General features: G+C 38.8%; 25 protein-coding genes and 1 pseudogene. 23 read left to right on the forward strand and 3 right to left on the reverse strand.

Annotation, left to right across the window (positions count from 1 at the left end):
- The coding region (locus tag FL972_RS11280; RefSeq protein ID WP_317129942.1) for a helix-turn-helix domain-containing protein at positions 1-390 on the forward strand (390 nt) is incomplete at its 5' end.
- Positions 391-424: 34 nt separating this feature from the next.
- Here the strand turns inward: FL972_RS11280 and FL972_RS11285 are convergent.
- The 3 genes from FL972_RS11285 to FL972_RS11300 all read right to left on the reverse strand — a co-directional run bounded on the left by FL972_RS11285 (position 425) and on the right by FL972_RS11300 (position 4182).
- Complete coding sequence (locus FL972_RS11285) at positions 425-775, reverse strand: hypothetical protein (RefSeq protein ID WP_076503108.1); 351 nt, start codon at positions 773-775, stop codon at positions 425-427.
- Between the two features lie 4 nt (positions 776-779).
- Positions 780-2663: an RHS repeat domain-containing protein gene (locus FL972_RS11290; protein WP_222116030.1), complete on the reverse strand. Its 1884-nt coding sequence runs from the start codon at positions 2661-2663 to the stop codon at positions 780-782.
- Between the two features lie 217 nt (positions 2664-2880).
- A complete protein-coding gene (locus FL972_RS11300) occupies positions 2881-4182 on the reverse strand; it encodes an RHS repeat domain-containing protein (RefSeq protein ID WP_222116031.1) in 1302 nt (433 codons plus the stop codon).
- A gap of 615 nt (positions 4183-4797) precedes the next feature.
- Here FL972_RS11300 and FL972_RS11305 point away from each other — a divergent pair.
- The 22 genes and pseudogenes from FL972_RS11305 (at position 4798) to FL972_RS11400 (ending at position 21537) form a co-directional block, all read left to right on the forward strand.
- Positions 4798-6111 carry a site-specific integrase gene (locus FL972_RS11305; protein WP_144605533.1) on the forward strand — a complete coding sequence of 438 codons (1314 nt, stop codon included), beginning with the start codon at positions 4798-4800 and terminating at the stop codon, positions 6109-6111.
- A gap of 12 nt (positions 6112-6123) precedes the next feature.
- Positions 6124-6960, forward strand: a complete 837-nt coding sequence (locus FL972_RS11310; RefSeq protein WP_144605535.1) for a hypothetical protein — start codon at positions 6124-6126, stop codon at positions 6958-6960.
- Positions 6961-7047: 87 nt separating this feature from the next.
- Positions 7048-7329, forward strand: a complete 282-nt coding sequence (locus tag FL972_RS11315; RefSeq protein WP_144605537.1) for a helix-turn-helix domain-containing protein — start codon at positions 7048-7050, stop codon at positions 7327-7329.
- A 108-nt stretch (positions 7330-7437) separates the two neighbouring features.
- Positions 7438-8460 (forward strand): AAA family ATPase, encoded by a 1023-nt coding sequence (locus FL972_RS11320; protein WP_144605539.1) that lies wholly within the window; start codon positions 7438-7440, stop codon positions 8458-8460.
- Positions 8461-8652: 192 nt separating this feature from the next.
- A complete protein-coding gene (locus FL972_RS11325) occupies positions 8653-9669 on the forward strand; it encodes a toprim domain-containing protein (RefSeq protein WP_186300107.1) in 1017 nt (338 codons plus the stop codon).
- 76 nt (positions 9670-9745) lie between these two features.
- On the forward strand, positions 9746-9901 hold the full coding sequence (locus FL972_RS19435) for a hypothetical protein (protein WP_184496413.1): 156 nt from the start codon (positions 9746-9748) through the stop codon (positions 9899-9901).
- A gap of 18 nt (positions 9902-9919) precedes the next feature.
- A pseudogene (locus FL972_RS19665) lies at positions 9920-10066 on the forward strand (phage integrase N-terminal SAM-like domain-containing protein); the annotation flags it as partial.
- Entirely contained in the window at positions 10064-10708 is a 645-nt protein-coding gene (locus FL972_RS11330; RefSeq protein WP_255590697.1) for a tyrosine-type recombinase/integrase, read from the forward strand. The pseudogene FL972_RS19665 and the gene FL972_RS11330, both read left to right, overlap by 3 nt.
- Positions 10709-10793: 85 nt before the next feature.
- Positions 10794-11525, forward strand: coding sequence for an ATP-binding protein (locus tag FL972_RS11335; protein WP_144605542.1), 732 nt, complete (start codon positions 10794-10796; stop codon positions 11523-11525).
- A 41-nt stretch (positions 11526-11566) separates the two neighbouring features.
- A complete protein-coding gene (locus FL972_RS11340; protein ID WP_144605544.1) occupies positions 11567-12694 on the forward strand; it encodes a hypothetical protein in 1128 nt (375 codons plus the stop codon).
- Between the two features lie 87 nt (positions 12695-12781).
- The gene (locus FL972_RS11345; RefSeq protein WP_103923796.1) at positions 12782-13987 is read left to right on the forward strand and encodes an SIR2 family protein; all 1206 of its coding nucleotides are present in this window, start codon (positions 12782-12784) and stop codon (positions 13985-13987) included.
- 141 nt (positions 13988-14128) lie between these two features.
- Positions 14129-15127, forward strand: a complete 999-nt coding sequence (locus FL972_RS11350; protein ID WP_103923797.1) for a DUF2971 domain-containing protein — start codon at positions 14129-14131, stop codon at positions 15125-15127.
- A 370-nt stretch (positions 15128-15497) separates the two neighbouring features.
- Positions 15498-15764 carry an ArsR/SmtB family transcription factor gene (locus FL972_RS11355; RefSeq protein WP_160111209.1) on the forward strand — a complete coding sequence of 89 codons (267 nt, stop codon included), beginning with the start codon at positions 15498-15500 and terminating at the stop codon, positions 15762-15764.
- 96 nt (positions 15765-15860) lie between these two features.
- A complete protein-coding gene (locus FL972_RS11360; RefSeq protein ID WP_014773254.1) occupies positions 15861-16730 on the forward strand; it encodes an SDR family oxidoreductase in 870 nt (289 codons plus the stop codon).
- A gap of 45 nt (positions 16731-16775) precedes the next feature.
- On the forward strand, positions 16776-17537 hold the full coding sequence (locus tag FL972_RS11365) for an SDR family NAD(P)-dependent oxidoreductase (RefSeq protein ID WP_144605546.1): 762 nt from the start codon (positions 16776-16778) through the stop codon (positions 17535-17537).
- An 83-nt stretch (positions 17538-17620) separates the two neighbouring features.
- Positions 17621-17974: a nuclear transport factor 2 family protein gene (locus tag FL972_RS11370; RefSeq protein WP_014773255.1), complete on the forward strand. Its 354-nt coding sequence runs from the start codon at positions 17621-17623 to the stop codon at positions 17972-17974.
- 43 nt (positions 17975-18017) lie between these two features.
- On the forward strand, positions 18018-18431 hold the full coding sequence (locus tag FL972_RS11375; protein ID WP_146914385.1) for a hypothetical protein: 414 nt from the start codon (positions 18018-18020) through the stop codon (positions 18429-18431).
- Between the two features lie 111 nt (positions 18432-18542).
- Positions 18543-18920 carry a DoxX family protein gene (locus FL972_RS11380; RefSeq protein ID WP_014773257.1) on the forward strand — a complete coding sequence of 126 codons (378 nt, stop codon included), beginning with the start codon at positions 18543-18545 and terminating at the stop codon, positions 18918-18920.
- Complete coding sequence (locus tag FL972_RS11385; protein ID WP_014773258.1) at positions 18920-19585, forward strand: NAD(P)-dependent oxidoreductase; 666 nt, start codon at positions 18920-18922, stop codon at positions 19583-19585. Before FL972_RS11380 ends, FL972_RS11385 begins: the two co-directional genes overlap by 1 nt.
- A gap of 84 nt (positions 19586-19669) precedes the next feature.
- On the forward strand, positions 19670-20551 hold the full coding sequence (locus FL972_RS11390) for a dioxygenase family protein (RefSeq protein WP_014773259.1): 882 nt from the start codon (positions 19670-19672) through the stop codon (positions 20549-20551).
- Positions 20552-20564: 13 nt separating this feature from the next.
- Positions 20565-21053 carry a luciferase domain-containing protein gene (locus tag FL972_RS11395; RefSeq protein WP_014773260.1) on the forward strand — a complete coding sequence of 163 codons (489 nt, stop codon included), beginning with the start codon at positions 20565-20567 and terminating at the stop codon, positions 21051-21053.
- A 52-nt stretch (positions 21054-21105) separates the two neighbouring features.
- Positions 21106-21537, forward strand: a complete 432-nt coding sequence (locus FL972_RS11400; protein ID WP_014773261.1) for a PaaI family thioesterase — start codon at positions 21106-21108, stop codon at positions 21535-21537.
- The last annotated feature ends 39 nt before the right edge of the window (positions 21538-21576 follow it).

The raw sequence follows: 21576 nt of genomic DNA on the forward strand, positions 1-21576 counted from the left end.
ATTTATATCGTTGTGGCCTACATTTCGACTTCGCTCAATGTGACATATTGCACTTTTGAGACAACCTCTAGTCCAATCCATATTTGTCTAAACCCAGAGGGGGTGGACAAGTCGGCATACAGCAAAATTGAAAAGGGAACCAGGGCAATCACCGTGGATGAACTCTACAAAGCCGCACAGCTCTTCAACATGACTACTGACCAGATACTTGCATATGATGGGGATATCCCCTCAGAAGTCGTCATCGAGGACAAGACAGCCGTAGAACAGCTCAGGCTTATCCAGCAGCTCGAAGAAGAGGACAGGCAGACCATCTTCAAGCTGATAGACAAGATGCTCACCAACAAAAAATTCAAAGACTTCTTCCAGAAAAATGTCGCTGCGCTATAAATGCAAAAGGCCCGGACTTGCCGGGCTTTTTTAATTATTTGAAGTTCAGGTAAGTCGTCACAAGTATTACCCCCACAGTAATAACTGCATAAATACCTGCTGTCCATAGTGCAACCTTGACAGGATCACTTGCTCCTGCCAAGTTGGTTAAATACCACTTGTTAACGTAGTAAATCAGAAGCAGTAATAAAGCAGCCTCTATTATTAATACTGTTGCTTGTGCGAACGCCAAACTTGTTAGGTCTTCCCTTAGTCCCCCGTTCTTCCATCGAAGGCGATCAGGAATAATGAACCCATTCAGGTATGTATTGGCGTAAAACAAAAAGCCGATGGAAGCTATTTGAAAAACCAGATTGTATATCCCGTATATTATATAACTTATCATTTGCTTATTTGTCTTTGTCCTCTCTGGGGAATGGTCCTGCAGGTTTGGATGTTCGTAGATTGTTAAAATCATCAAGGGAATAAGTCGTTCCTCCCATTGTTACATTTTGAAATACTCCTTTATCATTTATCCCAATTATCAAATCAATTGTAGAAACTTGTTTTTTATCAGCATTAACCAAATTTCCAGCACTTCCAAAAGCTGCTGCACCTCCTAAGAATACACTGTTTCCAGCTGCGTCCTGAACAAACCCTTCCGTTGCCGGAAATTGTTTACTGGAAAGATCGAACGAAATAGTTACTTGCCCTTTCTCTAAATTCTCTGTTATCGATAAAGCAGAACTAACTTCAATATTAGGAGCTAAGCCCTTAAATGCAGGATTAGAACCCTCAAAATTAGAGGAAAGAGAGGCAGTGGCACTACCAAGTGAATTGGCTCCAAATTCGGGTGTAGAAATACCTCCCTTATTTGTAGCAGTTCCGGTATTAATACCATTCCAGTATGTCGGATCACTAGTCGGTGTTCCTCCTGAAAATGTTTGGGCTGTTGGGTCAACTGTAAAGTTTTGCTTTATCCTTGATGATGCACCAGCATTTGTAGAAAATCCTCTGCCATCATCATGGAAACCGGATCCCTTAAATGATCCAGTAGGTGCAAAAGCTCTCACATGGAAAGTATATGGAAATTGCCCATCTGGGTCAATAAACAATATAGGGTTATTCAGACTGAATACATACGGCGACCAAGAAGGTAGAAGATGTGCCTTGGGGTCCACAGATGGGAAACGTCCTATTGCCGGATCGTAAAAACGCGCCCCATAATCGTATAAACCAAGATTTAGATCGGAGATCAGTTCCTTACCGTTGTAGAGGTACCTATTCGTATGATTATTATAGCTATAATCCAATCCTGCGATGGTCATTCCAAAGGGATAGTAGGCATTTTCCTGAACGATGATCGGACTGGTACTTTGCACTTTTAGATTATCGAAAAAGATATTCTGAGCTGTTTCGTTGACCACGAAGGTTTCCAGATATCCATTCTTTTTGACTTTGAGTGTCTGTCGTAGTTGCTCATGCTCATTGGCTGCGGCATTGCTGACCAAGACCTTGCCCTGATAATATAGCACACTGTCCTGATCATATAGCGCATACATCAGGTAACTTTCTGGGGTCTTCTTGGATTCGATCTCTGCCAATAGCAATCGGGTAAACTCATAAATCAACATCGGATTGATCTTAGGAGAAAAGTTAAGGTTTTGTACCCCTTCCAGCAAGCGATCCTTCCATAATGTTTGACTTCCACTTTTGATCAGTGCAGAAGGATGCAATATGCCCTTTCTCTTTTTGTCGAAAATCACATCCACTTCAAGCGTCAGACTATCTCCTTCCTGTACCTCCTGCGTTCTTGATGGACCGAGCATTTTTCCTCTTTCTGCATTCAGCCAGGCCACTTGGTTTCCACCCGCAGTATTGTTATGGCGGTGGTCGAGTATCCTTGTTTCCGGAAGCTGTTCAAAAAGTTGCTCTTCTTCTTGAGCGTATTCCTCCTCCATGGTGGCCCGAAAAGCCAGTGTAAAAGGTGCACGTATTACCTGACGGACATTGCCAAGATGATCTTTATAAAAATACTCATCATATGGATCGCCCGTTCCACCATCCCAGGCTGTACGTCCTTCCTCATGTGCAAAGTGTTGAATCGTATTGTTCAGATATACAAAATCTCCAATATAATCATAGGTTTTTGTGGTACTCTGACTATAATACAAAAAGCCCTTTCGCGATGCGAAAAGGCTTTTCTTTTGCAGAGGGTAAACAGCTCCTTCGACAAAAAAACTGTCAAACGCCTGCAGGACATCGAAAAACTGCAGCCCGAGGACAGGAAACACATCTTCGCCCTGATGGACGCATTCCTGTTCAAGTGCCAGGTTCAGAACTCACTCAGCATCTAAAAACACAAAAGCCCGGCAGGAATGCAGGGCTTTTTAACAATTATTAAAACTTATGTCAATCTAATTCCAATTCTTGATGATATAAATTATCAATGCTACTATCAAACCAATTAAAAGAACTATTAATTGTCCTTTTGCTGCCTTACCAAACGGGTCATTTATCCTTTTCATCTCCATGAGTAAAATAACCAACAACTTTATTATATAGACTTCCTAACCCTCCCAATACAGTTTCAGTTATTGTTTCTTCTTGAGAATTAGTAATATTTCCAACCCTTTTTGACTCTCTTACAGCTGTCTTGGTTAAACTGTTAGTAGCCACCCCAAAAACAATATTCCCTCCTTCAATAGCAGCATTTCTATTATCCCCTTCACTATAATAAACCAATCCCTTCATTACTTTGCCAGCTGCTGATGTCACCTCTCCAAATAGAACTAGTGCCAAAGACATCCCCTCTGTCGGAATTGCCAATGCCATGCCAGCATCTGAAATCAATCCACCACCCGTGTCCAAAGTGTTGCCAACGTCCATTGTAGCCTCCCTGGCAAGAGTTTTACCAACATCGGTAACCGCATTGATATCGGAAGCAACACCTGTAAACTTAATGGTAGACCTCATGGTTTCACTCATTCGGATATTTGAAGGGGTATTGCCAGACGTTCCCGAAATCAATCTTTGTGATGGAGCGTTGACTTGACTTAAAATACCTGAATATTTTGCTTTCATCCCCTGATAGGCAGCATAAAGCATAGGAAAGCAGCTGGGGCATTTCCCATCCGGATCATTATACCTGATCGGGTTGTTCCAACTGAACTGGTACGGGGAAATCCCGATTTGCCTTGGGTGGTCGGCCAGCACATCGATGCTTGTAAACCTGCCTATTGCAGGATCGTAAAACCTTGATTTGAAGTCGTATAGCTCAAGGCCGTGATCCCGCATGATCTCGTTCCCGTTGTAAAGATACCTATTCGTATGATTATTATAGCTATAATCCAATCCTGCGATGGTCATACCAAAGGGATAGTAGGCATTTTCCTGAACGATGATCGGACTGGTGCTTTGCACTTTTAGATTATCGAAAAAGATATTCTGAGCTGTTTCGTTGACCACAAAGGTTTCCAGATATCCATTCTTTTTGACTTTGAGTGTCTGTCGAAGTTGCTCATGCTCATTGGCTGCGGCATTGCTGACCAAGACCTTGCCCTGATCGTATAGCACACTGTCCTGATCATATAGCGCATACATCAGGTAGCTTTCTGGGGTCTTCTTGGATTCGATCTCTGCCAATAGCAATCGGGTAAACTCATAAATCAACATCGGATTGATCTTAGGAGAAAAGTTAAGGTTTTGTACCCCTTCCAGCAAGCGATCCTTCCATAATGTTTGACTTCCACTTTTGATCAGTGCAGAAGGATGCAATATGCCCTTTCTCTTTTTGTCGAAAATCACATCCACTTCAAGCGTCAGACTATCTCCTTCCTGTACCTCCCCTAGGCGTAGATTCTCCTCAGCAGCTCTGAAGTTCCAGTAGGCGCTGGGTGAAGTTTTCCCGCCCTGCTCCCGATATTTATCGGGACTGGCCCAAGGTTAAAATCTTTTATCCTAAGCAAATTACAAATTGGCAGAATAGAAAGGCGTAGTTTCAAACTACGGCTAGTCCAACCCATATTTGTCTAGACCCAGAGGGGGGGCCGACGACTCGAAATGGAAAAAGCCAGACTTACCGGGATTGCCTACGGCGATCCCTTTTAGGGGGAGTATCAAAAGAAAAGCCATCTCAATCATTCGATTTGGGCTTTTTGCAATCCAAAACGCTCAAGCCAGCTTGGCGTTTTAAATGCAAAAAGCCCTTTCGCGATGCGAAAAGGCTTTTCTTTTGCAGAGGAGGAGGGATTCGAACCTTTTGTTTGTAGCTTTCCAATTTCTGCCCTAATTGGTCTATTTCAGCATTTTATTATATATTTTTGGAGGGTTTTGACAACTTATGACCATCTTTGATCAACTTTTAAGACCCTGAATTGGACCCTGATTTTATTATTTTCTACATTTGAGAATCAATCGATCTAATTTATGGAAGCTTCACTGAGATTCTTGCTGCGAAAAGACTTGGCAAATAAGAAGGGCGAACAACCAATCGTTCTAATGGTAAGTATGGGAGGTCAAAAACGGAAAATCTCCACTGGAATTGCTCTTTTGCCGGAGCTGTGGTCAGACGAAAAGAAGGAGATAGTCATTATGACTTCTAAAAAAATGGCTCAGTTGGAAATGAAGTTTGGTGATGTTATCCCTCCAAAAGCAATTCTTTTGAAGTACCAAGCGGAGCTCAATGAATTGAAATTTGAAATTCAACGCATCGAAGAAGGTCTCAGATTTTCCGGAGTCCCCTATGATTCCCATGAAATCGTCTCCATTTATAAGGAATCGAAAATACCAAAAAAGAAAGAAGTAGAACCAGAAAACCTAGTTTACGATTTTATTGATCAATATATTAGAGAGAACGAGCTTTCCAGAGTAAAAGGAAGCTTGGTCGTATACAAGTCACTCAAAAAGCATCTAAAAAACTTTGAAGACGAAAAGCGGAAACGAGTTCGTTTTGAGAATATGGACTATTCCTTTATGCAGGATTTCCAGAATTTTTTGATTGACTGGCAAGAGATACACCCTACTACTGGAAATGTTAAAAAATTGAATAACATCACTATAGCAAAACAAATAAGCACACTGAAGACATTTTTGGGCTATGCAAGACGAAGAGGAATAAAGACCCATGATGGCTACAAAGAATATTCGGTTAAAAAGGATCGACTTGAAGTAATTGCACTTAATCAGAAAGAATTCGATGCGTTGTATGCGCTTGATGTGAGTGCGAATCCAAGATTAAGTCAAGTCAAAGATATTTTTCTTTTCAGCTGTGTGACAGGCTATCGATTTTCAGATTTACTCCAGCTTAAAAGAGAGCATATCAAGCAAAACGAAATTAGATTGACAATCACAAAAACTAAGGAGCCGTCCATCGTTCCTCTGACTCGGATTTCCAGAGAAATATTGAAGAAGTATGAGGAAAGGGTTCTTCCGCTACCAATGATCTCAAACCAAAAATTTAATAAATACGTCAAAGAACTATGTGAATTAGCTGAAATAAATGATCCAGTAGAGATTGTGAGATATCGAGGAGCGGTAAGGGATTCCAAAATTTATCCCAAACATGAACTTGTAAGCGCGCATACCGGTAGAAAAACATTTGTCACCCTTTCACTGGGTAAAGGAATTCCGGCTGAAGTGGTAATGAAGATCACTGGACACTCAGACTATAAAAGTTTTAAACGATACGTTGAGGTAGATGAGGAAAGAAAAAGAGATGCAATGAGCCTAGCGTGGGACTAAACCAACCTAAGTATGAAAAATTTTGGCTCAAACCTTTCACTAGGTCAATACAAAGCAAAAGAATCATTTTGGTATTTTGATGAACTCTCCGAAGAGGAAAGAATATTAGCCTACAGATTGGGTTGGCACATTTTTGATCAGAACAAGATGTTCTTTGAGGATTTCTCCACATTTCATAAGAGGAAAGGATACTTGCTTCAGAGCCTTGGGTATTTCATAGCTTTGACACTTTTTGCAGCTGTCTTTTTCATCATCCTAGTTCATCCATCAGTTTTAAAATATGCATTTGGGTTGTTCGTCATGGCAGGATCAATAATGACATTTATTGTGATAATGGGAAAAGCCAGAAAGAATTTGCGCGAGACAAAGCGATTTTTTAGTTACATAGATCCTATTGCCAAACCTGAAAATCACAAAGCTTTCTTAGGTCTAGATCTCGATGACAACGAAGGAGCCGAAGCCTTTTACTCCAACTTAAGAAAAGGCAGAGATTATAAGGAGGAGCTAATTGATTTGGTGGAGTATGACAAAACTATCTCGCTTCTTGCTATTGAATTTCTAATTGGAAATCCAGGAGTGCTTAATGATTTGAAGCAAAAAGCGCTTCAAAAAGATCAAGAGATAACCAGCGGAGGATTTGATAAGGTGATCTCCAGCGTAATCGGCGGAACTGATAGAGGAGTCCGGGATTATTTCTCCAAGATTTCTAATGATATCCTCACCGCCAAGGAGCTTAGCAGCAAAAGGAAAGAACAACTTTTTAAAGTAAGAGAAATTTTTGCCAAAGCAGGTTTGAAAAGAAAAGCTGCCTTGGTTGATGATTTTATGGGAAAAAGAACGGATTTGTAAATCGGTAATTCTTTTTGGATAGTATCCCACTACCTATCCAAGGTCATTTTTGGGCAGATTCGGCCAGAAACAAATTTTCAGCGGATCATGAACAATGTAATCTTAAGTCCCATCGATAAAGGGCAACTCATCAATGAAATAGCGGAAGCGATCGTCTTCAAGCTATCCAAAATCTCTAACCCTTCTACCCTGGAAGAGGAATTCATCAAAATCCCCGAAGTGATGAAGCTCCTAGGGAGATCCCGAACTACCATAAATAATTGGAGAAAGGAGGGCTTCCTAAAGGAACACATGATAAACAGCAGTGTGTATTTCAAAAAATCTGAAGTCCTCAGTGCTGGTCGACAGCGGAACCCCAGAAAAAAATAAAGCGAGTCCTTTCGAACTCGCTCAATTGTTTTTGTGGATTCAGTATCCTGTTTGACGACTTAAAGATACTGTTTCTGCATTCTTTATCAAACTCTTACATGCAGAAAAATGACCTCAACAAATCTAAATACTAACTCTAATGATCCTCGTTCAGAGGATTTCTTAATAATCAAATCAGCAAATGACTGGATAGATGAAGCCAAAAGTAAACCAATCCCCAAGAAGATATTTGGGCCATTTTGGTATGAGGAAGAGCTATGCATTCTCTTCGCTGATACCAATCAGGGTAAGTCGCTATTAGCCGTCCAAATCATAGATAGCGTCACTAAGGGAGTTCCGACTCTTGGACTCGAAATGGATCTAAAGGCTTCCAAAGTCATTTACTTTGACCTGGAATTGACGGCTAAGCAGTTTGAAATGCGATATGCCCAATACGATAAAGTCAAAGATATCTTATTCGACCATTTTGAATTTAGCGAGCTTTTTTTGAGAGCTGAAATCAATCCCCATGGATATGATGAATCCATAGAAGAATACGAGACTTTTCTGTTTAAGGAAATTGAAAATCAGACTTCTAAATCAGGTGCTAGAATTCTGGTGATCGACAACCTGTCCTGTCTGATTTCAGATAATGAAAAAGCCAAAAACACTACACCATTTCTGATTAGGCTAAATAATCTAAAGAAGATTTACGGCTGGTCAATCTTATTAATAGCCCATACACCCAAACGGAATTTGTTTGCTCCGATCAGCAGGAATGATATCCAGGGTAGTAAAAGCTTTATCAACTTAATCGATTCATGCTTCGCTGTGGGGGAAAGCCAAAAAGATCCCTCTGTCAAATATCTAAAGCAAATCAAGGTTCGATATGGAGCTTTTGAATTTCCATCTGAGAAGGTATTGGTTTGCAAAATCGGCAAGAACACGAACTTCAGTTCCTTTCAATTTTTAGAATTCTCGAATGAGTCCGATCATTTGAAGCAGGTGACACTAACAGATAGGTCTCAGATGAAAAGCAAGGCCTTTGAGCTAAAAGAAGAGGGGCATTCGAATGTGAAAATAGCACAGGAACTTGGAGTGTCGGAGGGAGCTGTGAGGAAGTGGTTAAAGCAAAATGAGGTAGCTGAATAACCTTGTACGAACTGTTCGAACGGTACGAGGGGTACGAGGTGTGCGATTCGTACGAATTCAACTTGCCCTTACCCCTCTTTTTCTTTTTGCAGGTAATCTGACAATTCACGACAAAAGGAAAGACAAGATTCCTTTAAATCAAGAAGATGCATTATTTATGTATAGATGTATTTATATAAAAATGTAAATATTATGAACTACTCTGAAGTAAAACAAGAAGCTGCCAAGATCAAACAGACCTTCCCTGTGCTCGATTATTTTCATAGCCTGGTCAAATCGGGTTTTCTTAAATACGAAGGCATCCACGGCAAAGAATCTTTTTTTGGTTTTTTGGAACAGCGAACTGGCTCGATTGCCGTAGATGACAAAGCGAATGTGTGGTATGATCATGCCGCAGGAAAGGGCGGAGACGTTATCGCAGCAGTCCAGGAATTTGAAAACAAAACCTTCTTCGAATCAGTGGAAAGCCTCTCTGGATCAGTTCCGGTAAGAAAATTTGTTCCTAGACAAAAACCTGAGATTGCCCAGAAAATAGTGGTGGAAAAGGTGGCTGAGATCAGCCATGATGCACTTATCCAATACATTCGAGGCAGGGGTATTGATCTTCAGGATATTGCTCCTTTCGGTAAAGAGGTGCATTGGCGGAATAAGGGAAAGCGATATTTCGCAGTGGGTTTTCCAAATGAATCGGGTGGATGGGTACTTCGATCCTCTATTTTTAAGGGGAACATTCTTGGAGGAGGTACTTCAATTCGAATCCTTGGGACTGTTAAAGGCATCAAAGTTTTTGAAGGCTGGTTTGACTTTCTGAGTTATCTGAAGCTTTCTAGAGCTACAGATTTCAAAGCCATTATTCTGAATAGTACTGCCAATCTCAGTTTTCGCTTAATTCTGGATGTTTTGGAAGAGTGTGAAGTAGTTGATCTCTATTTGGATAATGATGTTACGGGAGAGAAGTGTACAATTAATTTTATTAGAGTAGCCCAGCTATTCCGTTATTGCCTTCAAAAAGGATCACCTACCGATTGGGATTTGGAGGCATTGAGGGGGAGTAGGGACAAAATTGGAATTCTCCTTTCCAATATGAAAATCATTCCTTCAGAAGCGATGGAAATCTGGAAGATCCAAACGAATGTTTCTGATCAAAGATGTCACTTTTCTGGTTTTGAGGATGTTAATGCATTTTTGGTGGGTGGGGTTCACAAGTGACAATATTCGGTCTGGGGGTTAAAGTGGAATACTTTGGAGTCTCGTCAATACAAAAGCTAATTGGGATCAACTTCAAATGTTATATAAAGGTAAATCTGAAGTCAGGCCATCTGAAAGAAAAGTTGCAGTACCAGTTAGAATCATGAATACGCAATCCGTCCAGGCACTGGCAGATTTGGAGCAGAAATTAATTCTTAAAGCCTATAGCCCATCTACAGTAAAGAACTATTGATCATCATTAACTCAATTTTTATCTTTTTTTGAAAGTCGAAATATTAAGGATGTGACAAAGGAAGAAATAGAAGCCTTTGTCTATCATCAGATCACCAAATATAAAATTTCAGAAAGTGCGCAAAATACGTTGATAAACGCGATTAAGGCGTATTATGAACACGTGCTGGGTAGAGAACGGACTATTTATGATATCCAACGACCTAAGAAAAGCCTAACGCTGCCCAATGTACTCAGTCAGGAAGAGATCAAAGCAATCCTTTGCAGTGTGGAGAATATAAAGCACCGAGCTGTATTGATGCTTATTTACAGTGCTGGATTAAGAATAAGTGAAGCTATCAACCTTTCGTCGGAATATCTAAACCTAAGAAAACGAGATATTCATTCTGATGATGGTTACATTTTCATCAAGGGAGGAAAAGGAAAAAAAGATAGGAAAACTGTGCTTTCACCAATTCTGCTAGTAATGCTTAGAGAGTATTACAAAGCTTATAAGCCCAGTTATTGGCTATTTGAAGGGCAGGAAGGAGGTCAGTATTCAGCGACAAGCATTCAAGCCGTTTTTCGAAGAGCAATAAAGAATAGCAATTCAAACCCTTGGGCGACTGTACACACTTTGCGTCACAGTTTTGCAACTCATCTACTTCAAAAGGGGACAAATTTGCGTTATGTGCAAGCTCTCCTTGGTCATGAAAGTAGTAAGACCACTGAAATATATACGCATGTGCTATCGATATCAAATAAAAATATTCAAAGTCCACTTGATGGGATCGACGAAATCCTTAATTTGGTCACAGCAGATCCCTAAAGACCTGTGGACAATGGTGATATATAGGCAATAGGGAAGTGGTGATGCTGTAACCAAAAAGTATTATAGCTAATAATGAAAACTCATGGAAGGAAAACAAACAGCATTATTTGACGAGAGATTCCTCGAATCATTTACTGGTACTGGAATAGTGAGTGAACCAAAGATTGCTATAATAGAGCTAATTGCAAATTCTTGGGATGCAGGTGCCTCTAAAGTGGAAATCAAATGGCCTAACGAATCAGACAATTCTTTCTTCATCAGAGATAATGGACATGGGATGTCTGAATCCGAATTTGATAAACGTTTTAGAAAATTGGCATATAATAGGCAAAGAGATCAGGGTATTTATGCTGAAATACCTAGAGAAAACTCATTTATTTCAAAACGACTTGCTTTTGGAAAAAACGGCAAAGGACGATTTGCAGGGTTTTGTTTTGGTCCGTCTTTCTTTGTTAAAACATGGAAAAAGAATAATGAAGTTACTGTAAAAGTATTTAAAGGGAATGAAGGCGAAATATTCTTCCAGAAAATAGATAGTAAAGAAGGAGTAACTGGACATGGAACAATGGTTTATGCAGATAATGCCAAAATTCCCATAATCTCGGCTAATTTAATCAAAAGAGAGATTGGTATGAGATTCCTTACTGACCCAAATTTCGAAGTTGCAATTGATGGAGAAAAAATAACCTTTCTAGATATACCAGAGAAAAATATTAAGGAGTTTATTCTAACCGTGGAAGGTTTTGGAGAAGTTAAACTAATTGCAATCGATACTTTATCAACTGACAAAACTACCCATCAACATGGCATGTGAATGGGAGGTTAGTTGGTGAGTGTTCGTGGAAAGGAACTGGTATGGATCATCTTATTGACGGAAGACGTATAGAAGCCAAAAGATTTATCTTTATCGTTTTGGCAGATATTTTAAATTCCGAAAAAAACATACATCCGGATTGGTCTGGATTTAAATCAAATAGTGACGAATTTCAATCAGTAAATGAGGTTGTACTCAACAAGGTTAAAGATTTTGTTTTGGATATTTCTAAAGAAAAACGTAAAGAAACTTTTTATGACATCAAATCACAAAATAATCAAACTCTTAAAAGGATTGGGCTAATTGGTCAAACAAAATGGAATTCGTTTATAACTCAAGTGCAGGAGGAATGCCCATCAATTAATGAAACAGAACTTGCAAAGCTTGGGACAATCCTAGCCAATTTGGAGGAATCACAATCTCAATTCAGCCTTATACACGCTCTATATGAACTTGATCCAAATCAACTGGATAATCTCAATGAGATTCTAGAAGAATGGAATGTGGATCTTGCAAAAATAGTTTTGGATGAACTTCAATTTAGGCTAAAATTATTGGAGCAGTTAAAAATCAAAGTACTTTCAAAGGATACTGATGAGGTTCAGGAGTTGCAACCTTTATTCAAAAAGGGCCTATGGATTTTTGGACCCGAATACGAAACTATCGAATACACCTCAAATCAAGGAATGACATCAGTAATACAAAATTTATACGGAGGAATAGAGAAAGGCTCAAGAAAAAGACCAGATTTCGCAATTTTAAGTGACAGTACAGTAGGTCTCTACTCATATCCTAAATATGATGATGAAGGCGGTGAAATTGGCGTAGATAGACTTACGATAGTGGAATTAAAAAAGCCAGGTGTTCCCCTTAGTTCAGAGCAAAAAAGTCAAGCATGGGGATATGTGAAGGAGTTAACAAAAAAAGGATATGTCACTCCTGAAAATAAAATAACATGTTTCGTTCTCGGTTCGGAAATTGATCCACTTGAAGCTCAGGAAACGCATCAAGGGGGAACTAAAATAATTCCTTTACTTTACGATACTGTAGTAAAACGGGCTAACAGCCGATTACTAAATCTTTATGACAAAGTAAAAAATTCACCATTTCTCGAAAATGTAAGACTGGAAGAAGAGCTTAACGGTCAAATGAACTTATTAGAAAATTAATAGGCCATAACAATTTGTAGAAATTAGAGCCTTTCATTGCTACAGCACAACCAAAACTACGATTCTTACATTGACGTTATTTTTTAAATGAAAAGAGCAATAATACTTGGAGCAGGGGCTTCTAAAAGCTATAACAAATCTAAAACAGGTGTGAAAATGCCTGTTGCATTAGACTTTTTTGAAACCTTTAGAAAACTTGAAATTTCAGAAAATCCTTGGGTATTAATTGGACATTTAATTAACTATATATCTGATAGAGATAAAGTTGATGCACTCCAATTTTTGAATTTTTCTGAAGATATCGAATTACTGCATTCTGAAATTCAAAAAAAATTGTACAAGGCTTTACATCGTGGAAATATTTTTAGACACCCAGATGGTATTCAACAATTAAAGGCTTATAATGAATTGATATTTCTTTTTGTAAGTGTAATAAATGAAATTCAGAATGGTGATGAATCTTTAACTCATAAAAATTTAGCTAAACAACTTTCTACGAGAGACTCAATCATAACTTTTAATTGGGATACTTTGATGGACAGAGCTTTAATGAAAGAAACTGATTGGAATAGTGGAAATGGATATTTTGTACAGCCTTCTGCCGTTTTCAGGGATGATTGGATTTATAATGATGATCAATCTATTGAACGAAATTTCCCGAAGTTGTTAAAACTTCACGGTTCTAGTAATTGGATTACAAGTCATATTATACCTAGCAAAGAAGGCAAATTTGAATTAAGCCAGGAAACTAATGTAGAAGACTTCTATGTCTTCGAACGAGCAACTAAACCATATGCAACCTATGCTGGTAGATACATGTCTGGATATGAAGAGTTCTCATATGGCTATTATCCACCAAATCTTCCCTTGATAGGTAAACCTGCTCCTGAAGGTTATACAATAGTAAAAAGCAGAATTAAAAACCCTTTGATGCCTGAAGGAAAATCGAATGATAAAGGTTTGTATTCTATGCCATTAATAATTCCCCCGGTAAAAAATAAAGAATACGATTTATTTGGAACATTATTTACTCGAGTTTGGGCTGAAGCACAAAGAGAAATTGAAAACGCAGAGGAAATCTATATAATAGGATATTCATTTCCTGTAACTGATATTAGAACTGATCAATTGTTTAAATCGGCATTTCTCAAACGGAAAACATTTCCAAAGATTATTATCCATAATCCCAACCCGGATTTGATCTTTGAAAGATTCACATTTGATTATGGCATACCCTCATCTTACATCATCGTCAAAAAGGAATACTTTGATGAAACCTTTAAATTTGAATAAAAACTGTTCATTTAATAAAAAATAAATAATAAAAAACTTGTAACACCACCTATGCCGCTCCACTTAGGGATAATACTCATAGCCAAAAGTTGTGCTGCATACAAGGATAGCTGACTGAAAAATTATTACCACTGCAGGAAATTGAAGATTCTCTATAAATATCGCCCACTTTCAGAATTTCTTTTTAAGGAACTTTACTATCAAGAGTTGTACTTCGCTTCCTACTTCGAATTGAATGACCCGCTTGATTTGTCGGCTCGGATTGAATTTAGTTGTGAGAAATCCGAGCAAGTAGAATATCTGATTTATTTTCTTTTTAAGTCAACCCTATCGCTCAATGATGCCTTAACTGACAAAAAAAGGAAGAACGACAAAAACCTACTTGCATTCAATGACAACAGAACAAAGGTTGCAGAATTTCAGCAAACGGTTTTTGAATATATAAACCAGCTAAAAGATGAAAAAGAAAGAGTTTGGGATATTGATATTAAAAGCATTATTGATTCCGCATCAAAGAAACACAATCTAGAATTCCAATTTGATTCAGAGAATTTCAAAAGCGTACTTAAACGTATATCGTCAAAATTTCTTGAAAATAGTTATGCTACTTGCTTTTCAGAAAGCAATGATGATTTTTTAATGTGGTCGCACTATTCCAGCAAGCATTCAGGAATCTGTTTAGAGTTTGCGTTAGAAAATTCAGGTCTTTTCCCTTACATCGGGAAAGCTCGAAGGAAATTAGATTGCAAAAAATACAAAGAAAGACTATCCAAATGGGATTTAGAAACCCACGTGTATTGGGACAGAATTAAAAAAGTTAATTATGAGAGCGAACAGCCGTTTATAAATTTTTTCGAGTTTTCACAAGTTTTTGAAAATGAACACGATTGTGATTTGATAGGTCTTTCAAAACCTTGGACACATCATTTTGCTCATCAATTAGAATGGGTTTTCTCTACCAAAACTGCACCGTGGAAATATGAAAAGGAATGGAGAGCGATTCATATAAACTTTGGAAATCCCCAAGAACCAGAAGAAAGAATCCGACATTATCCACTTGAAAGTCTGAAAGCTATCTATTTTGGTATGCGAACTCCAGAAAACGTAAAGAAGAGAATCTTTCACATTTTTGATAAGTAAGCAAAAGAACTACAATACTTTGAATGTAAACCGACAAACGGGAAAGACCTAGAATTTATTGAATGGGAATATTATGAATAATATGCCAACGCATGGAGAGAAAAAGAAACGGCCCGACCCTTCGCATTTTTAAGAAGAGTTGTCATCCGAATTGCCCCAAGCATTTGGCACATGCCATAGCCGCGCCAGACTATAAATAGTAGGCAGTGTGAATTCGAGATAGGTCAGTAATATCATCCATACCCTAAGTATATTATACTTATAAAGTTCAGCCTGGCCAGCAATAAAGCACCTTATTTTATTCGCTATTAGTTTTGGTCAACAGTAAAATTCTTTACAAAACATTATCTTTACAAAAAACAAAATGACAATGGATTTGCTCAAAATATCAAAAGCACTGGCTGATGCCACGCGGTTCAAAATTCTAAAGATACTCATGGCAAAAGGAGAAATCAGTTGCAGTGAATTGGAAGGCCACTTTACGCTTTCTCAACCTACCATTTCACACCACTCTAAAATACTGTTTGATTGCGGACTTATCCATGCAAAAAAGGATGGACAACATTCGCTTTTATCGGTAAATAAGAAGTTGTTAGAAAAATACCTCACATCCCTTAAAGAAGAATTGGTCAAGTAATTTTTTTTATTCAATATATAGATATATTTCAATATATCTTTTAATTTTGATTAAGTTTGTGAAAACATCTACCAACTAATTTAAAAACAAAAAATTATGATATTAATTACAGGAGCCAACGGGCATTTAGGGGCGGCCACTATCGAATCTTTATTGAAAAAAAATCCTAAAACCCCAATTAGGGCATTGGTAAGAACCGAAGAAAAAGGAGCTCCATTCAAAAAAAAAGGAGTGGATATTGCCATAGGAGATTACTTTAATTATGATTCATTGCTTGCGGCTATGCGGGGGGTAGATGTCCTTTTACTGGTTTCATCAAGTTCCATAACCGGACGTTATGAGCAGCATTCTAATGCCATAAAAGCGGCAAAAGAGAGTGGCATAAAGCATATCGTTTACACCAGTGTGCTGAAATCTTCCCCTGATTCCAAATTCAGTGGAGGTATGGATCACGTAAAAACAGAAGCAGAGATTAAAGCATCAGGAATTCCTTATACCATTATGGGAAATACCTATTATGCTGATTTTCTACCGATGTTGTTAGGAGATTTTACCAATACAGGAGCTATTTATTACAGTGCTGGTGATGCAAGGGTAAATTTTGCGTCACGAAATGATATGGCAGAGGCCAATGCAGTTGTACTTTCCAACCCTTCTGCCCATCAGAATAAAGTGTATAATATCACCGCATTAAAAGCATATACCTTTACAGAGATAGCTGTTATGCTTTCGGATATTGTAAATGCCCCTGTAAACTATGTAGATATTCCACTGGAAGATTTGAAAAAGGGCATGCTGCAACATGGTTTGCCGGAAAATGTTACGGGTATGATGGCAAGTATTGCCGAGACCATGAAAGCCGGGGAGTTTGATTATGCCGATGATACATTAAAGAAATTAATTGGTCATCCTCCTCTTGATTTAAAGGATTTTCTAAAAAGTGTATATGGCACAAAATCCTTGTAGGATAAATAAAACCTTAAATAGTAGAAATTCATAAATGAAACCAATATGGGAAAATTAGAAAACAAAGTTGCAATCATTACAGGTGGTGCCGGCAGTATCGGCCTGATTACCGCCAAACTTTTTTTACAAAACGGTGCGAAAATAATGCTTGTTGACGTAAATGAGGATTCGTTGAAAAATGCTGCAACAGAATTACAATCACCAAATGTTGATTATTGCGTAGCAGATGTTACCCAAAGTTCTGATGTTGAAAAATATGCACAGAAAACAGTAGATAAATTTGGCAAAATAGATGTGTTCTTCAATAATGCAGGGATCGAAGGGGTGGTAAAGCCAATTACAGAATACCCGGAGGAAAATTTTGATAAAGTTATTGCTGTCAATGTGAAAGGGGTTTGGTTGGGCATGAAGCATGTGTTACCAAGAATGAATGACGGAGGAAGTGTTATCATTACATCTTCCGTAGCAGGGCTTATTGGCATCTCAGGAATGACCGCCTATAATGCAAGTAAACACGCCACCATTGGTATTATGCGAGCCACAGCACAGGAGGCTGCCCCACGAAAAATCAGGGTAAATACAGTTAATCCGGGGACCGTTGATAACCGGATGATGCGTTCTCTGGAAGAAGGAATGGCTCCAGGACATGCAGAGGCAATAAAAGCGGAATTTATAAAAGGTATTCCCTTGGGAAGGTATGTTCAGCCCGAAGAAGTAGCCAATGTAGTTTTGTATTTAGCTTCTGACGATAGCCAATTTATAACTGCAACCATTAATGTGGTAGATGGAGGAATGGCGGCATATTAGATTCTCTGTTTATTCAACATCGGCACTTACATAGTTATCTGCTCTAAAACCGAATTTATTTATACACGAAAAAATATCAAACCATGAACATCAAAGAAAAAATCGAAGACCTAATCAAGCTAATGCTGTCGGGCAAACAAATGGATGCTTTTGAAAAGTATTATCATGAAGATGTAGTAATGCAGGAAAACTCCAAACCCCCAATGGTTGGCAAATCAGCCAACAGGGAAAGGGAAATTCAAGGGATGCAGATGATTGAAACGTTTCACGGAGCAGAAGTAAAAGCAGTTGCCGTGGGCGACAATGTGACTATGGTAGAATGGGAATTTGATGTCACCTACAAAGGCGCGCCCCGCATGAAAATGTGCCAGGTGGCCGTGCAAAAATGGAAGGACGGCCAAATTATTCATGAACGTTTTTATTATTCAACTAACTAAAATCAAAACAAGAGCAATTTCACTCGATCAAGCCATTGCCTTTATGTCATCGTTTAATGAAAATAATGGAAGCAACCCTTCCAATGAAAAATATATTCCCGGAACCTGCAATATGGGGAGAGAGGAAATCAAAAGGCGAAAAGCAAGTGGATGGACAGGGTTGGTACTAACGGTAATTACCATTTCTCTCTTATTATGGTTCAGTGCACCTCACTGGATGCGACTTGTAGTTTTCATTCCGGCAGTAATGGGAGCAACAGGATTCATACAGGCGTACAATAAGTTCTGCGTGTATTTCGGATTTGGGCACATGTTCAATTTAGGAGAGGTGGGGAAAACAGATACCATCGATCAAAAAGAATTCAGGGTGAAAGACAGAGCAAGAGCCTGGCAATTGCTTGCCTATGCTTTTGGTACAGGATTGATTATTACTGTAATCGTTTATCTCCTGCCCTGATTTTGATCGGATATAAACCAGGTAAGTGAACTACTTGGCAGTTCTTGCTTGAGCATCATGCTTAAGTATAGAATTTATGGAAATGAAATTCATTTAGTAAACAAAACCATCATGGAAAAGCAAACAAAGAGTAAAACAAGAAAAATTGCCGCATGGGTGATAATTGGACTAGTGGGTGCGTTGGTTATTATGAGCGCCACCATGAAACTGACACACGCTGAAGAATTGGTAACTAATTTCACTAAATGGGGATTGATTGATAACCTCACGTTTATAGGAATTGGCGAATTGATTTTCATCATTTTATTTATTATTCCCAGAACATCCTCCCTTGGGTTTCTTTTGTTAACCGCCCACTTTGGTGGAGCCATTGCCACTCATCTACAACATGAGGAATCGTTTATAATGCCTGCCATTATTTTGACTGTGATCTGGATTGGTAATTACCTGCGCAATCCCGAAATGCTGGCAAGTTTTACGAAAAAATAATGGACATAAAAGCAATAGCCGTATTAGGCGCCAATGGCCGAACTGGAATTGAAATTGTAAAACAAGCCCTGGAAAAAGGTTGGGTTGTAAAAGCATTGGTTCGCGACAAACAAAAAATCAAACTTGCAAATCCCAATCTACAAGTCATTGAAGGAAATCCTATGCGTATAGATGATGTGAGGAAAGTTATCAAGGAAACACATGCCATCTTTGTTGCGCTCAACATTGGAAGGAAATCTGACCTGCCTTGGGCAAAAGTGACTTCGCCACTTGATTTATTGTATACAAGTATGAAAAATATAATTTTCGCAATGAATGAAAACGGTGTAAAGCGGGTGATAACTGTTTCAGCCTGGGGAACAGGCGATAGCTACAAAGAAACAAATTGGATATTTAAATTTCTTATCAAAAAGACCAACGTTGGTGTAGCCTACGCAGGTCATGAAGATCAGGAAAGAGTACTTCGTACAAGCGGACTGAAATGGACATCTGTTCGACCGGTTGGCCTTAGCAGCAGTGAAAAGCAGAAGCAAGTTCGGGTAAGCATTAAAGGCGATAAAAAACTAAACATGACCATCAGCCGAAAAGATGTTGCCCGCTTTATGCTGGACATTGTTGATGATGAAAAGTATTACCAGCAAGAACTTTCTATTTCATCAGAATGACTTTATCCGGTAGCGGAGTAACGTGCGTCCGATTTAAATTCCCTTTTGAATTGTAAAATGAACCGATCAGACTTTATAAAAATAATGGGAGCAGCAACAATAGGTTTTGGGACTTCAAATGTAAAGAGCTGGGCCAATTCGATAACCGGCTTACCCGAACAGGAAGTAACCCTTCCGGTTCTTTTTACTTCGCACGGAAACCCAATGGACATACACCTTCCTCATAAAGCGAATCCTTTTTTAACTTATCTTTTTGATTTAGGTGTTGACTTACGAAAAAAATATCCAAAAGAAATTAAAGCCATATTGGTAGTATCAGCACACTGGTGTACCAAAGGCACATACGTAAATGTTTCTCCGTGGCCGGAAACGATTTACGATTTTTACGGTTTCCCTCCCGAATATTACACTATAAAATACATGGCTCCAGGTGCTCCGGAATTTGCCAAAAATGTAGCAGAAGCCATCCCTGCAATTAGAACTACAACCGAATGGGGTTTCGATCATGGCAATTGGCCCATGCTTCGTCATCTTTTCCCAGATGCCAATGTACCGGTTTTTCAGATGAGCATTGATTATTATCAATCTCCTCAATACCACTATGAGTTAGCAGTTCAACTGAAGAAATTAAGAACGAAGGGTGTTTTGATTATCGGCAGCGGTTCCGTTGTTCATAATCTTCAATTGGCAAGTTCCAGACTTTTCAAAGGCGATAAAACCTTGTATGGATGGGATAAGGAATTTGATGAATGGATAAAACAGAGAGTGGTGGACCGCGACATAAAAAGTTTGATGAATTATGAAAAAACAAAATTTGGAAAAATGGCTGCCCCGACTCCCGATCATTATGTGCCGCTAATTTATTCTATGGCTATGCTGAATACCAACGATACTATAGAGCACACCTATGAAAGTCTTTTGCCTGCATTTAGCGACCGTAGTTTCATCATTGAATCAACCCATTAAACAATAGTATAACATGACCTTACATTATGATTTTGAGCTTCCAAAAAGAACAGGAGCCAAACCAACTACCACACCGAGCAATCCTCACATGCAATTGGATCAACAACCAAAAGACAGAAAGCTGGTGGATGAACTCATTGGTTGGGCATTCTCGCTTCCTGATATTTCAAAGGAGTATAGCAAAATCTCTGTACCCGGAGCACAGGCCATGTGTATGTCAGAAGAAAAAATGTGCACACATTGTAATGCTTTTATGGTTGAAACGGAATTTGCGCATTTTCATCCTGCTCCGGATGGCAGTATGCACTTAGGCCTCCCGCAGCGTGATGTAAAAAAAGTAATTGAACTGGGTTGGGGCGAATTGCATCCTGTAGTGCATAAAGGATGGTTGCCGCCAAACTTCATAATGGTTTACGCGCCCAGAAACGAAGAGGAGGCCGATGAGATTAAAAAAATTATTTTTCGCTCCTACCAATTTGCAATAGGTGAAATAAGCGATTAATGAGGCGAAGTTTGGGTCAGTAAAAATAAATTCTACTAAAAAAAAATTAACCATGCACGAAAATGATTTTCAAATATTGAAGCACGCCATCGAAAACATGATGCCTGCTAACAAAATACTCGGTTTAAAAATAGTTGAGATTACAGCAGGCTCGGTTCATATTCATGTTCCATTCAAAGAAGAGTTTATTGGTGATTTTATACAAGGCCGCTGGCATGGAGGTATTCTGGCCGCCATTGCCGATACTGCCGGAGGAGTGGCCGGGGCAACGGCTTTACATTCACCCAATGACAGGCTGAACACCATTGATATGCGCATTGATTATTTACATGCAGCCGTTAAGGCGGATGTACAAGCAAAAGCACGAATAATTAAACAAGGGAAGACAATCATTAAGGTTGATGTAGAATTGTTTCAGCCCGATAATAAAGAACCGGTCGCCCTCGCAAGATGTGTGTATAGCGCATTAAGGAGTGAATCTTAACATGAGCCGCTCAAATTTATGCAAAAATCAGCTTGTTTG

The sequence above is a fragment of the Algoriphagus algorifonticola genome, assembly GCF_007655305.1.
Lineage (GTDB): Bacteria > Bacteroidota > Bacteroidia > Cytophagales > Cyclobacteriaceae > Algoriphagus > Algoriphagus algorifonticola.

What these genes read in the sequence shown, in the direction of transcription:
- FL972_RS11285 (WP_076503108.1), bottom strand. Translation starts at nt 775, where the DNA reads ATGATAAGTTATATAATATACGGGATATACAATCTGGTTTTTCAAATA.
- FL972_RS11305 (WP_144605533.1), top strand. Translation starts at nt 4,798, where the DNA reads ATGGAAGCTTCACTGAGATTCTTGCTGCGAAAAGACTTGGCAAATAAG.
- FL972_RS11310 (WP_144605535.1), top strand. Translation starts at nt 6,124, where the DNA reads ATGAAAAATTTTGGCTCAAACCTTTCACTAGGTCAATACAAAGCAAAA.
- FL972_RS11315 (WP_144605537.1), top strand. Translation starts at nt 7,048, where the DNA reads ATGAACAATGTAATCTTAAGTCCCATCGATAAAGGGCAACTCATCAAT.
- FL972_RS11320 (WP_144605539.1), top strand. Translation starts at nt 7,438, where the DNA reads ATGACCTCAACAAATCTAAATACTAACTCTAATGATCCTCGTTCAGAG.
- FL972_RS11325 (WP_186300107.1), top strand. Translation starts at nt 8,653, where the DNA reads ATGAACTACTCTGAAGTAAAACAAGAAGCTGCCAAGATCAAACAGACC.
- FL972_RS19435 (WP_184496413.1), top strand. Translation starts at nt 9,746, where the DNA reads ATGTTATATAAAGGTAAATCTGAAGTCAGGCCATCTGAAAGAAAAGTT.
- FL972_RS11335 (WP_144605542.1), top strand. Translation starts at nt 10,794, where the DNA reads ATGGAAGGAAAACAAACAGCATTATTTGACGAGAGATTCCTCGAATCA.
- FL972_RS11340 (WP_144605544.1), top strand. Translation starts at nt 11,567, where the DNA reads ATGGATCATCTTATTGACGGAAGACGTATAGAAGCCAAAAGATTTATC.
- FL972_RS11345 (WP_103923796.1), top strand. Translation starts at nt 12,782, where the DNA reads ATGAAAAGAGCAATAATACTTGGAGCAGGGGCTTCTAAAAGCTATAAC.
- FL972_RS11355 (WP_160111209.1), top strand. Translation starts at nt 15,498, where the DNA reads ATGGATTTGCTCAAAATATCAAAAGCACTGGCTGATGCCACGCGGTTC.
- FL972_RS11360 (WP_014773254.1), top strand. Translation starts at nt 15,861, where the DNA reads ATGATATTAATTACAGGAGCCAACGGGCATTTAGGGGCGGCCACTATC.
- FL972_RS11365 (WP_144605546.1), top strand. Translation starts at nt 16,776, where the DNA reads ATGGGAAAATTAGAAAACAAAGTTGCAATCATTACAGGTGGTGCCGGC.
- FL972_RS11370 (WP_014773255.1), top strand. Translation starts at nt 17,621, where the DNA reads ATGAACATCAAAGAAAAAATCGAAGACCTAATCAAGCTAATGCTGTCG.
- FL972_RS11375 (WP_146914385.1), top strand. Translation starts at nt 18,018, where the DNA reads ATGTCATCGTTTAATGAAAATAATGGAAGCAACCCTTCCAATGAAAAA.
- FL972_RS11380 (WP_014773257.1), top strand. Translation starts at nt 18,543, where the DNA reads ATGGAAAAGCAAACAAAGAGTAAAACAAGAAAAATTGCCGCATGGGTG.
- FL972_RS11385 (WP_014773258.1), top strand. Translation starts at nt 18,920, where the DNA reads ATGGACATAAAAGCAATAGCCGTATTAGGCGCCAATGGCCGAACTGGA.
- FL972_RS11390 (WP_014773259.1), top strand. Translation starts at nt 19,670, where the DNA reads ATGGGAGCAGCAACAATAGGTTTTGGGACTTCAAATGTAAAGAGCTGG.
- FL972_RS11395 (WP_014773260.1), top strand. Translation starts at nt 20,565, where the DNA reads ATGACCTTACATTATGATTTTGAGCTTCCAAAAAGAACAGGAGCCAAA.
- FL972_RS11400 (WP_014773261.1), top strand. Translation starts at nt 21,106, where the DNA reads ATGCACGAAAATGATTTTCAAATATTGAAGCACGCCATCGAAAACATG.